Origin of the sequence: Natronocella acetinitrilica, assembly GCF_024170285.1 — a bacterium.
Lineage (GTDB): Bacteria > Pseudomonadota > Gammaproteobacteria > Nitrococcales > Aquisalimonadaceae > Natronocella > Natronocella acetinitrilica.
The window spans coordinates 66,526-79,970 of record NZ_JALJXV010000007.1 but is presented as its reverse complement, the minus strand read 5'-3'; the positions used below and the strand labels follow the sequence as shown (position 1 = coordinate 79,970).

The window sequence follows — 13,445 nt, the reverse complement described above, 5'->3', positions numbered from 1 at the left end:
GATGAAGCTGTCAGCTCTCGGAATACAGGCGATTCCTGCGCGATTGGCACCTTTGATCGGCAAGGCCTCCTTTCGTCTGGTGCGTATCGAGGGCCAGGATCGCGAGACGGGCTCCACCTTGTCTGCGGTGTACCTGGGTAGCGGTGACAATCTGGAATTTCTGCGCTCGCATTTCTTCCGTAGCTCCCAATGGGAAGAGGTCGCAAGTCGTGGGCTGCCGATCATTACTGGCGGCAGTATCCGTCGCTGGTGGCGGGATTCGCATCTGCAACTGACCGATCTGCCGCCGCTGTGGCGATGTTTCCAGAGGACCGACTGTGATCTGGTGGTGCCGGCCTGGGTGGCTCAAAAGCTGGTCTTGCCACCTCTGCAGCACAGTGAGCGGCTGTGGCCACTGCCGCGGAGCCTGGCCCGGGAAGTGGAACGCCATATCCGGCGCAGCGATTATTCACTGGTCATCACCGATCAGCCTGCCGAGTTCGAAGCCTTTTACGACGATCTGTACCTACCGTATATCCGGGCACGTTTCGGTAGCAGCGCCGTCGTTGTGGAGCGCAATCGCTTCCTGGCATCTGCGCATGGACAGCATCTGGCCTTGCTCCGTCGGAGCAACGCAGCGGTTGCCGGTATGCTGGTCAAGCGCAGGGGATCCGCCATGCGCTTCGGCTGGTTCGGTGCAGCGACATGCCCGCCACCGTCCGGGGCCAGTGAGGCGCTGGATGCGCTGGTGCTGCGGCAGGCCTGGCTTGATGGTGTGAAGACGGTGCATTTCGGAAACTCCCGCCCCGTAGTCACCAATGGTGTGTTCCGCTACAAGGCCCGCTTTGGCGCCGTGCCGGTAGCGACCCGGTTTCCCCAGGCTCGCCTGGGGATCGGGCTTCCACAATCACACGCCGGGGTTACGGCAATCCTGGCACATCACCGACTCATCGTGCCGGCATGAGCGCCATGCCGGCCAGGGACGATCGGCGCTGGCTGCGCAATGTGGCCACGAGTTATGGCGACCTACTGCTGGGTGGGACCATCTATGTCCTGATCACGCCGTTCATCATCCATCACCTTGGCCTCGAGGCCTACGCTGTCTGGCTGATCAGCCACACGCTGACCTTCTACCTGGGCATGCTGGATCTGGGTATCGGTCAGGCACATGTGCGGTTTCACGCACGCCACGTGGCTCAGGGTCGGCCACGAGCCGCCCTCCGGCTAGCCGGTAACGTGGTCCCGGCGCTGATCGTGGCCGGCGTGGTCGCGGCGGTCGCGGCAGCGGTTATCGGACTGATGCCGCTTGAGCGGGTGTTCTCCGTCGAAGGTGGACTGGCCTTCGACTTTAGGCTGGTGGTGATCATCCTCGGCCTCAACTTGCTGATTGCGCTTCCGGCCTCAGCGTTGGAGAACATCTACGAGGGAGAGCAACGATTCGACATCAGGAATCTGCGCTCCATCGTGCTTCGTATTGTGGCGGTCTCGGTCCAGGTCTGGCTCTTGCTGCAGGGCTACGGCATCGTCGCCCTGGCGCTGGTTGAGTTGTGCGTCTCGGCCCTACGGGCCTGCATCGATCTGTTGCTGGTGAGTCGGCTGCTGCCCGGTCTGCTGCGTACCAGGCTCAGCATGGATCGAAGGGTCTGGCGGCGTATTCGTCCCTTCGCGCTGTGGGCCTTTGTCGATGACCTCCTCGTAGAGGGGAGCGCGCACATCGACAAGTTGCTGGTGGCGCTCTTGCTACCCATGGCCCTGGTCACCCCCTATGCGCTTTGCATCGCTGTCGCTGGGCTGTTGCTGCTGCTGGCTCAACCCATCGCGGAGACTTTCTTCCCCATGGCCTCGTCGCTGCATGCCTCGGGGCGACAGTCAGAACTTGCCCGGGTTCTTCGGACGGGCACCAAGGCGACAGTCGCCGTTGCCGCACCAGTTGCGGTGTTCCTGTTGCTGGTCGGCGAATCTCTACTGGTTTTCTGGGTGGCAGAACTTGAACCGGTGCTGGTTGCCGGGCTGCTCCCTCTGGTGGTTGTGAGCTTTTTCGTGGCTGCAATCTGCTGGACACCAACGCTGGTGCTGATGGCGGTCAATCGCATCCGCCTTGTCGCATGCCTGACACTGGCCGAAATCGGCCTCAGCGTGGCATTGATGCTGATCCTGGTGCCGCGGTTGGGGTTGCTTGGCGTGGCCTGGGCCGTACTGATTGCGGGGCTGCTGGTCGGCTCACTCTTTCTGCTGCCGGCGGCCTGCCGAGCCGCAAACCTGGGCCTGGTCGATCTGCTTGCCAGTGGGGTGGCCCGGGTCATCCTGGCCGTTGGGCCGGCGGCAGTCCTTGGCGGGACCCTCGGCATCATGCGTGCGCCATTTGGACTCTTTGACTTCATGCTCATTGCAGCCTGTATTGCGACTGCCTATCTGCCTGCGCTTTATTTCGGCGGACTGGATGCCTGGGAGCGCAGCCTGATTCTTGGAGTCCTTCGGGGCCGAAGTCCACAACCCGCACTGGCCGCTACCGAGGTGAGGGCGCCATGACGCCGGCATATCGTCTGCAATGGCTGGGCCCCAGGGACGCCCGTGCTGTGGCACGGCTCGAGGCAGCCCTGTTTGATCGTGAACAGCGCACAGGCGCACGCGATCTGCGTGAGCAACTGGCCGTTGCCGAGCGCGCGGGAGAAAACCTCAGCATTGGCCTGTACCGTGGTCGACGCCTGCTCGGCTACTGCATGATGTTCGTGGAGCAGGATCGCCGGCGGATTTGCGCGTATACAGGTCTGCCCCCACCTGTCGACAACGATTTCCATGGCCCGGGCATCTATGTGGTGGACGTGGCGGTGCATCCCGATCACCGAGACCAAAGTTGGCAGCTACTGCGTCGGGCGGCGGCAGTCATCGAAAGCCGCGCTGACCTCAGGCACCTCCCTCGGGAGGGGTTGTGCACCCAGGCGTTGTTGCCGTTCTGGCAGGCGCGGCGGCGCACCCTGCGGCGCATCGGCTTCAGCCTGGTCAAGGCAACGCCGGTCTGTGATCCGGATACCGGCGCGACTGTCTACTGGCTGCGATTCGACAGTGGCAGGCCGACAAGAGAAGGGCGGCTGGCCACCCCGGGAGTGAGATCGCTGCTGGGGGACACGGTGACTCATGAACTGGCCAGCGGGGAATGCACTGTCGGCGTGGTCCGGTCCGCCGCTGGCTGGAGCAGCCTGCGCGACGATTGGGAGCGCCTCTGCAGCCGCACGCCGGGCGCCACGGTATTCTGCAGCTATGCCTACTTGAGAGCCTGGTGGGAACAACTGGGCCTTGCTGCGGAGCCGTACCTGGTGGTCGCCCTGGATGCCGATGGCTCGGTGCGTGCAATCGCGCCAATGCAGATCATGCACCGGCCTGGTCCAGGTGCGAATACCCGCTGTCTTGGCTTCATGGGCATGCCGTCGGAAGTCGATCGGCCCACAGTGTTGGCTGCAGAGGGCGACGTGCTGAGCCCGAGTCTGATCGCGGACTATCTCGTTGGCCATCACGGCGTCGGTTGGCGCTCCAGCATCCTCTATGAACAGAACCCGGACAGTGTCTTTTATCAGGCCATGCGCACACGGCTCAGCGGCCTGGGAATGCTGGTGGAATCGCCGGAAGGGCCGGTCTGTCCCATGGTGGAGGTGCAGGGCACATTCGATGCCTATCTCGCATCCCGGAGCAAGGCACAACGCAAGAGTTACCGCCGTCATCGTGACCGATTGCGCCAGGGGGGAGCGTTGACCATGGACACGATCGACAGCGATGCAGGTGAGGCGGCAGGTTTGTCACGTTATCTTGCCGTGGAACAGGCGAGCTGGAAGGCTGGCTCTTCCGTTGGCGTCGCGCGGAGCTCTGCCCATCTCGGGTTTCTGCATGCCTTGATGGGCATGGAAGATCCGCGCCCACAGCTCCAGGTCCGTGTGCTGGTGCTTGACGGAGAAGACATCGCTGCGACGCTGGGTCTCTACTGGCAACGCTGTCTGTATTCCATGCATATCGCCCATTCCAGGGCCTGGGAAGATTACTCTCCCGGCTTTGTTTTGACAGGCATGGAGTTGGAGGAGATCCACGCACGGGGGCTGTGTGAGCGTGTCGATTATCTCGGTGGCTTTCTCAGCAACAAGCGCGGATGGGCAACCCATTATCGGGAAACCCGGGCTTTGTTCGCGCACCCCCCTGATGTCGCCGGCCTTGCCTATCATGCCTATCATTTCCGCTGTCGACCCTGGCTCCGTCGCTGCCTGGTGCAACTGGACCTGCTGGATACGGCAATCCGCATCAAACGCCTGCTCGGACAGCAGGGGAGGTTCGCATGAGTCGCGTGCTGCCGGTGGACGCGGCACCCCTTGAAGTGCGATGCATTCGCGACTATTCCGCCATGAAGGATCTGGCAGGCGACTGGAAGCGATTACACGCCCTGACGGCGAATGCCACACCCTGGCAGAGTTGGGAGTGGTTCTCGTCCTGGTGGCCGGCGATGGGCGCTCCGCATCAGTTATGCGTGGTTGTCGTGATAGAGCAGGGTGTGGCGGTCCTCATCATGCCCTTGCAGATCAGGCGGTGCCGCAAACTCGGGCTGCCGGCCCGCGTGCTCGAGCCCGTCGGGATGCCGGATGAGATCAATCGTCCACAGTTCGCCCTGGGTGAATGCAAGGTACATCACCTTGCACACGCAGTCGCTGTTCTCGCCGGCAGTGGCGTGGGCAAGGAAGGGGCCGTCCCCGCCTGGGACATACTCCAGATCGATGAAGTCGTTCCCGACGACTCGCAGCTCAATGCCCTTTTGTATCAGGTTGAAGTCCAGGGCTTGCAGTGGCGTCAGTTTCCCCTGCATGCCTGTCCCTACCTGGATCTGAATCAGGAATGGACGGCCTATCTTGCCTCCCGTGGAAGGCGGCTTGCGAAGAACTTGAAGGCAGGGCATCGAAAGCTTTCCAAGCATGGTGCCGTTCGACTGCAAATAGCGAATACACCCGAAGAAATCGAAGAAAGTCTAGTATGTTACATCAATCTTTTTACAAAGAGCTGGAAACAGAGTGCTGGCATCGCCTTCGCCCAGACCAATAATTACGGGGCCTACTATCGCCGTTTCATCGGCCTGTTGGCGCGGCAAGGCCGCGCCCGCGTGCTCTTGCTCGAGTGCGGTGGCGAGCCCGTTGCCGGAGCAATCGCCGTCATGGATGGGAATACCTACTACGGGGCACAGATCGCCCACGATCAGCGTTTCGATCACTGCTCGCCGGGAACCCTGCTGGAAGCACTCGAGTTGGAGTTGTTAATGGGTGAGCGCAGTTACGAAAAATACGATTTCTTTGGTGGAGCCATGAACAACAAGCGGCGTTGGGCTGATGAATCCATTGAGACCATGCGGCTGATCGCATTCAACAAGGGAGCCATCGGTCGGGTGCTGGCCGGATACTACATCAAGGCCAAGCCAATTCTCCGCCGACTGGTGAATCGTGGTCCGTCGCCTACAGGTGTCAATGCCCCGTGTGATTTCAAAAAAAGTTAATATTTACAAAAAAGTTAGTATTATGTTGCAGGGCAAAAAATAATACTGGCGGGGAATAAAAATAGGACTATTCTCGAAGTATCCGGAGATCGACATCGGTGTGTGCGCAAGCGCACAGACCAACCGTCGGTCTGCGGGCAGACAATGGTGAAAGCGTTCGGGTCAACAAGGAAGAGACGCCATGGTTTCCTTAAGCTCGGTGCCACCCGCCTTGGAACAGGCAGCATGCGGTGCATTGCCGCCTACTCCCAGAAATCAAGTGCTTGCCGCGATGCCCTCTGCGTTGTGGATGCGTTTGCAGCCAGAACTTGAGTTGATGAAATTTCCGCGTGGCGCAGTACTTTTCGAAGCGGGTGTGCCTCAGCGCAATGTCTATTTCCCCGAGGACACCATTGTTTCGTCGCTGTACGTCATGGAGGATGGCGCCTCTGCCGAGGTGGCGCTGGTGGGTAACGACGGTCTTGTCGGTATCAATCTGGTCATGCGGGTTGATGCCAGCCCCAGCCGGGCCGTGGTGCTGACCCCGGGCAAGGCTTACCGCTTGCCGATCAAGGCATTTCACCGCGAAATGGACGCGAGCCCCGAGCTACTTGCCCTGATGCTTCGTTACGTGCAGATTCGCTTCGTCCAGACGGCACAACTGGCCGCATGTTACCGCCACCACTCCCTTCGGCAACAGTTCTGCTGGCTTCTGCTGCTAGCCAATGACTGCCTGCCTGACAACCGTATCGCGCTGACTCACGAACTGATCGCGAGCGTTCTGGGTGTGCGGCGAGAGGGCGTCACGGAGGCCGCACATCGCCTGCAGAGCGAAGGGGTGATTCATTACACCCGTGGTCTGATCCGTGTCCTCGATCGTCAGCGTCTGGAGCGACTTGCATGCGAATGTTATGGCGTAGTCAAACGTGAAACCGACCGCCTGCTACACCCGCCCGAAAACAGGTCGCGACTCCATCTCCGGCGTTGACACCGCAGGGCTGCCTGCCGCGCAATGAACCACCCCATGCAGTGATCGTCCAAGCCCAGTAAGCTGTACGCCAACACCGACCTTCGCTGATGCACGCTCGCATGGAGATATTGGATGGATTGCTCGCAGTGCGGTGCCGCTAACGGCGTCACCGCCAGGTTCTGTCGGCAGTGTGGTGCCCCGATGGCTGCCGAAGACCGTCGCCTGGTTGCCGAAGAGCTGGGACATTTCACGGGATTGCCCACGGGCGCCGCCGGCTACGGCGGCTTCTGGAGGCGGGTCGCAGCAGCGCTCATGGATTCCGTCGTGCTGTTTGTGCCGCTGATGCTGATCGAGAGCACACTACTGGCCGGCAATGCCGACCCTGCTACGGCTACCAGGTGGACAACCTGGGATACCCTGACGCTTTTGGCGAGTTGGCTGTACTGGGCCGGTTTTCACAGTTCCGCCTACCAGGCGACCCCCGGAAAGCTTGTCATGGGACTGCGCGTGACTGACCTTCAGGGGCAAAGGATCAGCTTCCTGCGGGCGACCGGCCGCCACCTTGCCGAATTCCTCTCTGCGGTGCTGTTCCTGATCGGTTACATCATGGTGGCCTTTACCCGCCGCAAGCAGGGCCTGCATGACCTCATCGCCGGTACACTTGTTGTGCGGAAAGCGGCTTGAGTCGTGGATATGCGTAATGACCAGGTGCCGGTGGACGCGCTGCCGGCAGTGGAGAAGGTGGCTTTGCTGCCGGTATCCAGCCGCTATGCAAGTTACAGGACATGGTCAGCAGTGATCATGGCCATTCCTCCGCTGCTTCTGGTCGTCGCACTGCCCGTGGGGTGGGGGCTTGAGACGGTCTGGCATGCGGCTCTCTTGGTCTTTGCGGTCATGTTGGCGCTTGGGTTGATGGTTCTGTCCCGTGCCGAGGCACGTCGGCGAGCCTATGCACTGCGTGAGGAAGACCTGATCCATCGCCAGGGCCTGCTCGTCGAGCGCACGACAATCATTCCGCTGTGCCGGATACAGCACGTGGAGACGGCGACCGGCCCTCTTGAGCGGCTGTTTGGGCTGGTTCGCCTCACCTGCTTTACCGCAGGTGGTGCAAGTGCCGATCTTGTCATTGCCGGATTGGATACAGAGTCGGCCGATCGTCTGCGCCAGCATCTTGTCCAGCGAATGAACGGGCAAGCCCCGGACTTTGGTCGCTGATGCAAAGCGACCTCACCCATTGGCACTACCTGTCACCATGGGCGGTTGCCTTCCTGCTGATACGCGGCGGCAGCAGGTTCGCCCGGGAAAACATACCCATACTGCTGGGCGCAGGGGCGGGTGTTGCCCTGTTCGAGCGGGTTGGAGTCAGAGAAGTCGCTCTCTTTGCCGTTGTGCTCGTCCTCGCCTCAGTGCTGTTCGCCTTTGCCTATTACCGCCGCTTTCGTTTTCGAATGGAGGAGGACGTGCTGCTGGTGCAGCGTGGACTGCTGCAGCGTACAGAACTCAAGGTGGCAGCTGGCCGCGTACAACAGATCGGCCTGCAGCAACCCTTCTATTTTCGACCACTGGGCATCGTGCGCTTTGTGGCAGAGACGCCAGGGGGCGTTTCGGCGGAGGTGGAGTTGCCTGGTATCCGCCGCGATCTCGCCGAATCGCTGCGGCGGAGCCTGTCCGGCGACGAGGAGCAGGGGCAACCGGCATTCGACCCAGCGAGCGGGGCGGCTGAAGCGGCTCCCGAGCTTATCCACATGGCCACTGCGAAGGGGGTCACCCTGCACGGCCTCACCAGTAATGCCGCCTACGTTTTCCTGGCCATGCTCGCTCCCCTGGTTCCCGCCGTGGAACGGGTCTCCCGTCACACGCTCGCCGACGGCGAATCGGCGACCTGGCTGACCGGTCTGCTGGTTTCGCCATGGCTTGTGGCAATTTTGCTAGTCGTCGCTTTCCCGGCACTCATCGTTACCCTCTCGGTGGTGGGTGCCTGGCTTCGATTTCACGGTTTTCGCCTGACATTCGAGAAGGGGCGCTACGTGCAGCGAAGTGGCCTGCTGAACCGGCACGAGCAGATCCTGTCGGCAGACCGACTGCAGGTGGTGGAGTCGGTGGAAACCCTCCCGGGCCGGTTGCTGCGCAGACGCTATCTGATCTGCCGACAGATCGGCAGTCCGGCGAGGGGAGGGGAGCATTCCGCCAGAGCATTCCTGGTACCGGGATTGACCCGCCGGCGCGCCGACGAACTGGTTGCGACTCTGTGGGAGTGCGCGCCGCTGGTGGGGGCATTGCAACAGGTGGATCGGCGTTTCGCCAGGGCCTGCGCGTTTAGATTCGCCTTGGGCGGTGCCCTGTTGCTTGGCCTTGCGACTCTGCTGACTCTGGATTGGCGATGGCTTATCGGTCTTGTTCTATTGCCGTTGCCAGCGCTCCTTTACGGTCGGCTGCGCTGGCTGGCGGTTGGTTGGCGTATCGAGGGCGGCGTTTCGGAGGTTCGAAACGGTTTGCTCGGTCGTCGGAGCCTCGTTTTCCCGCTGGACAGAGTCCAAGGGGTCCAGATCCGGCAGAGCTGGTGGCAGCGTCGCCGTGGACTCGCCACGGTGCGGCTCGGTCTGGCCGGGGGCTCGGCTGTGGTGCCATGGCTACCACTGACCCAGGCCCGCGGCCTCGCCAATATCACCGTTGCACGGATCGAATTCGGGGAGGACGGAACTGATAGACTCGCCCATCGAATAAGTCAGGGTATCCCTGACAGAACCGAGGAGCAGCAGTAATGAAGACAGAGAAAATCGGGGTGGTGGGAGCAGGCATCATGGGCAGTGGGATCGCCCAGACCTTCGCGGTAGCCGGCTTCGATGTGTGCATGCAGGATGTCAATCAATCGGCGTTGGACCGCAGCCTGCAGAGCATCGAGCAGAGCCTTGAACGGCTTGCTCGCAAGGGCAGGATCGAAGACGGCGAAAAGTCCGCAGCACTTGAGCGCATAAGCCTCGAGACGGACATTGCGGGGCTTGCAAATCGGCAACTCATCGTCGAGGCAGCGACGGAGAATACCGATATCAAGCTCGGCATCTTCCAGGCCCTTGATGCGGCCTGCGCGCCGGAAGCCATTCTGGCCAGCAACACTTCGTCGATTTCCCTGACCCGTATCGCTGCGGCAACCAAACGCCCGGAGCGTGTCGTCGGTATGCATTTCTTCAATCCCGTGCCGATGATGGCCCTGGTGGAGGTGATCGCGGCGCGACAGACTGACCCAGCGGTTGCGGCAGAAGTCACCGATGTCGCCCGCCAGATCGGAAAGACGCCTGTAGCCGTCAATGACAGCTTCGGTTTCGTGAGCAACCGCATACTCATGCCGATGATCAACGAGGCGATCTTCGTGCTATCCGAGAACGTGGCCAGCGCCGAGGACATCGACCAGGCCATGAAGCTTGGAATGAATCACCCGATGGGACCGCTGGCTCTGGCCGATCTGATCGGGCTGGACACCTGCCTGTCCATCATGAATGTGCTTCACGAAGGTTTCGGCGACCCCAAATACCGACCCAGCCCACTGCTCAGGCAAATGGTCGACGCGGGTTACCTTGGGCGCAAATCGGGACGCGGCTTCTACGACTATACGGGCTGACGGTCTCATCCGTCGTCCTGGCGCCGCCCTTCAGCCCGGGAACCGGAGCGCGCCCATAGAGTCTCAACTCGGCGTCAACTTTATGGATAACAGACGTCGGGCGGCGGGAAATGGTCGATAGCAGAGCACTCATCTCCATGGCATGGCGGCTGATTGTGGCCGCCGGGCTGCTGCATCTGGTGCTCATTCAGCCGAATCACCCGGCGGCCATGACACCGCAAGCGCTGTTGCTCTTTCCCCTCGAGTTGCCCGTTATCCTGTTGGCGCTGATCGCAATGCCGGCAAGGGTCTGGTGGGTGCGCGGCTTGCGTGGGCTGCTGGTCGGCATCCTGTTGCTGCTTGTGATCAGCAAGGCTGCCGATTACGCAACCTTTGTGGCCTATAACCGGGCGTTCAATCCCCTGGTGGATATGGGCCTGATCCATGCGGCATGGATGCTGGGGTCCGGCAGCATCGGCGTGCCTTTGGCGATGGGCGTTGTCGGTGTGCTGGTCGTGTTATCGGCCGTGCTGGCCTGGTTGCTGTGGTGGGCAACCGGGGTCTGGTCTGCCTTGCAACCACCGCCGCTACCACGAGTAGCTGCTGGTGCCATGGCGATGCCCGCCCTTGCCCTTATGATCGGTGAGATCGGCCAGGCGAGAGGCGCCTGGAACATGCCTGTAGAACCGCGTGGCGCCGCCTTCACGGCGAGAGTGGCCCTGGAGCGGGTGGTGACCTACCGGCAAACCCTTGAGGATCTCGCCGATTTCAGGCGCGCGGCCCGGGAAGACCCCTTTACCCGCAGCGATCGTCGGGCGTTGCTGAACGCCATCGGCGATCACGACGTGTTGCTGACCTACGTGGAGAGCTACGGCCGGTCCAGCTTCCAGAATCCGCTTTACATCGATACCCATGTTGGTCGTTTGTGGGATATCGAGCGCCGCCTGGATGAACAAGGCCTTGCCATGCGCTCGGCCTACCTGACGGCGCCCATGGTGGGCGGTCAGAGCTGGCTTGCCCACTCGACCATTGCCTCTGGCTTGTGGATCGATAACCAGGGGCGCTATCGGGCTTTGCTGGCGAGCCCCCGGCGGACACTGTTTCATTATGCCAGCGCGGCCGGCTTCCGCACCGCGGCGATCATGCCGGCAATCACCATGTCCTGGCCTGAGGCCGATTTCTTCGGCTTCGAAGTCATTCATGCGGCGCGGGACCTGGAGTACGCCGGGGAACGCTACAACTGGGTGACCATGCCGGATCAGTTCACCATGAAGTCCATGGATCGACTGGAGCGGGCCCTGCCGGCAGGGGAGGGTCGCGCGCCGTTGTTTGCTCAGATTGCCCTGATCTCATCCCATGCGCCGTGGTTGCCGGTGCCGCCCGTGATCGATTGGAATGTCATCGGCGACGGCACTGTCTTCAATGAATGGGCCAACGACGGCGACCCGCCAGAGGTGGTTTGGAGAGACAACGACCGCGTCCGCGAAAAATTCCGGTTGGCGGTGGACTACAGTCTGGAAGTGGTGGGTTCCTACGCTGAGCGACACGCTGCGGATCCGCCGCTGATGATCGTGCTTGGGGACCATGAACCAGCCCGGTTCGTGAGCCAGGTCGACGGGTTCGACGTGCCCATCCACATCATCGGGCCACAGCATCTCGTGGAGCGGATCGCCGACTGGGGCTGGACCGAGGGTATGGTGCCGGATGAAGACGCCCCTGTCTGGCGGATGGACGCGTTTCGGGACCGCTTCCTGGTGGCATTCACACACCTCGACGAAGACTGAAGACCTGGTAGACAGGAGGTGTCACTTTTTTGCAGTTCCGTTCGATTCTTGGCACATTGACGCGCCGTCGATCGGGTCAACTTACGGAGACCACGGAATGCAGGTGTGAACGGGGAAATTCTCGAATTCATCGGGCGCATACCGCTGCTGGCAACGGCGATTGGCCTTGAGGACACGGAGACCCCGGAGGGGCTGCGCCTCGGTATATTATCGCTGTTTCCCGCAATCCTGGCACTGCTGCTGTGCTTTCGCTATCGCAGACCGCTGCCGGCGATCTGGGTGGGTGCTGTCGTAGGCTTTGTTCTGTGGATCGTGCAGCCTTCCACCAACCTGTCCATGCTCTACCAGTGGTTTCCCTACGACACCATGATCGGCCTGTTGGGCCTGATTGCCACCTTCGGCCTCATGCTCGGCTTATGGCGCACTAATGGTGCTGCGCTTGCCTTTGCCGAGGCGATCAGTCGCCGTTTCGTACGTGGGCCGCGCTCCGCCAAGCTTGCGGCATGGGGTCTTGGCGTCCTGTTTTTCCAGGGCGGAGCGTTCAGCGCCGTCCTGGTGGGCGGTGTCATCAAGCCCCTGGCCGATCGACACCGGGTGAGTCACGAAGAACTTTCGTACGTGATCGACGCCACATCGTCGCCTATTTCCCTGTTGATTCCCCTGAACGCCTGGCCATTCTACGTCCAGGGGCTTCTGGCAGTGTCGGGTGTTGCCTTCCTGACCACCGCCTATGACCGCATTCTTTTCTACGTGCAGTCGGTACCGCTGTTCTTTTTCGCCATGTTGTCGGTGACCTTCACGTTCCTGCTGGCGATTGACCGGCTCCCATTCATGGGGCAGCGTTTCCGCCGGGCCGTAACCCGCGCCCGTGACACCGGCAAGCTGGATTCCGCCCACGCACAGCCCCTGTCCACGCCGATACTCTCCCATTCGGCTATTGCCAGGGGCTATGAGCCGCGTCCCTCGGAGTTCTACCTGGGAATCGCGGGCATCATCGTCATGTTCGTGGTGGCGTTCCGCTTCCTCGGCCCGGCCTGGGCATTCCTGACCATGGGGCTCGGTCTGGTTCCCGCCATGCTGGTGTCTGTGAAGCGTGGCCTGGCGTGGAATGTCCTCGGCCGGGGCCTCGCCTATGGCACGGCCTCCGTGTTGCCGATCTGCCTGCTGCTGGTGGCGGCGGTGATGCTGGGCAGCCTGAGCGGCGAGCTGGGTGCCGGGCATTTCGTGAGTCGTCAGTTGAGTGGCGCCATCCACCCCCTGTTCCTGCCCGCGACCCTGTTCCTGCTGAGCGGGGTACTGGCCTTCGGCACTGGCAGCAGCTGGGGCACATTCGCCCTGGTTCTGCCGTTCTCCATGCCTCTTGCATGGGCGGTGGCCATTGTCACGGAGGTGGCGCACCCGCAGTTTCTGCTTATGCTTTGTCTTGCGGCGTCGGTGAACGGAAGCGTGTTTGGCGACCAGTGTTCGCCCCTGTCCGACACAACCATTCTCAGCAGCGCCGCCTCGGGTTGCGACGTGATGGATCACGTCCGGACCCAGTGGATCCCATCGGCCTTCGCCGCGGCGTTCGCCATGGTCCTCTGGACGCTGCTGGCGATCATTGCCACCTGGGGTTTCTAG

At 61.7% G+C, this 13,445-nt stretch carries 11 protein-coding genes; all 11 read left to right on the top strand.

Translation table 11 applies throughout. From position 1 onward, the window contains the following. Window position 1 precedes the first annotated feature (1 nt). On the top strand, window positions 2-943 hold the full coding sequence (locus J2T57_RS14450; RefSeq protein ID WP_253479594.1) for a hypothetical protein: 942 nt from the start codon (window positions 2-4) through the stop codon (window positions 941-943). After that, on the top strand, window positions 940-2,508 hold the full coding sequence (locus tag J2T57_RS14445) for a lipopolysaccharide biosynthesis protein (protein WP_253479591.1): 1,569 nt from the start codon (window positions 940-942) through the stop codon (window positions 2,506-2,508). Before J2T57_RS14450 ends, J2T57_RS14445 begins: the two co-directional genes overlap by 4 nt. After that, window positions 2,505-4,301 carry a GNAT family N-acetyltransferase gene (locus J2T57_RS14440; protein ID WP_253479589.1) on the top strand — a complete coding sequence of 599 codons (1,797 nt, stop codon included), beginning with the start codon at window positions 2,505-2,507 and terminating at the stop codon, window positions 4,299-4,301. The genes J2T57_RS14445 and J2T57_RS14440 overlap by 4 nt, the downstream gene beginning before the upstream one ends. Continuing rightward, window positions 4,298-5,497, top strand: a complete 1,200-nt coding sequence (locus J2T57_RS14435; protein ID WP_253479587.1) for a GNAT family N-acetyltransferase — start codon at window positions 4,298-4,300, stop codon at window positions 5,495-5,497. The genes J2T57_RS14440 and J2T57_RS14435 overlap by 4 nt, the downstream gene beginning before the upstream one ends. Window positions 5,498-5,813: 316 nt before the next feature. Next, complete coding sequence (locus J2T57_RS14430) at window positions 5,814-6,464, top strand: Crp/Fnr family transcriptional regulator (RefSeq protein ID WP_253479576.1); 651 nt, start codon at window positions 5,814-5,816, stop codon at window positions 6,462-6,464. Window positions 6,465-6,578: 114 nt separating this feature from the next. Beyond that, on the top strand, window positions 6,579-7,130 hold the full coding sequence (locus J2T57_RS14425) for an RDD family protein (protein ID WP_253479574.1): 552 nt from the start codon (window positions 6,579-6,581) through the stop codon (window positions 7,128-7,130). A gap of 9 nt (window positions 7,131-7,139) precedes the next feature. Further along, on the top strand, window positions 7,140-7,661 hold the full coding sequence (locus J2T57_RS14420) for a PH domain-containing protein (protein ID WP_253479571.1): 522 nt from the start codon (window positions 7,140-7,142) through the stop codon (window positions 7,659-7,661). Next, the gene (locus J2T57_RS14415; protein WP_253479561.1) at window positions 7,661-9,208 is read left to right on the top strand and encodes a PH domain-containing protein; all 1,548 of its coding nucleotides are present in this window, start codon (window positions 7,661-7,663) and stop codon (window positions 9,206-9,208) included. Before J2T57_RS14420 ends, J2T57_RS14415 begins: the two co-directional genes overlap by 1 nt. Then, window positions 9,208-10,062: a 3-hydroxybutyryl-CoA dehydrogenase gene (locus J2T57_RS14410; RefSeq protein WP_253479551.1), complete on the top strand. Its 855-nt coding sequence runs from the start codon at window positions 9,208-9,210 to the stop codon at window positions 10,060-10,062. The genes J2T57_RS14415 and J2T57_RS14410 overlap by 1 nt, the downstream gene beginning before the upstream one ends. Before the next feature lie 110 nt (window positions 10,063-10,172). Further along, entirely contained in the window at window positions 10,173-11,825 is a 1,653-nt protein-coding gene (locus tag J2T57_RS14405) for a hypothetical protein (protein ID WP_253479548.1), read from the top strand. A 105-nt stretch (window positions 11,826-11,930) separates the two neighbouring features. Further along, the gene (locus J2T57_RS14400) at window positions 11,931-13,445 is read left to right on the top strand and encodes a Na+/H+ antiporter NhaC family protein (RefSeq protein ID WP_253479546.1); all 1,515 of its coding nucleotides are present in this window, start codon (window positions 11,931-11,933) and stop codon (window positions 13,443-13,445) included.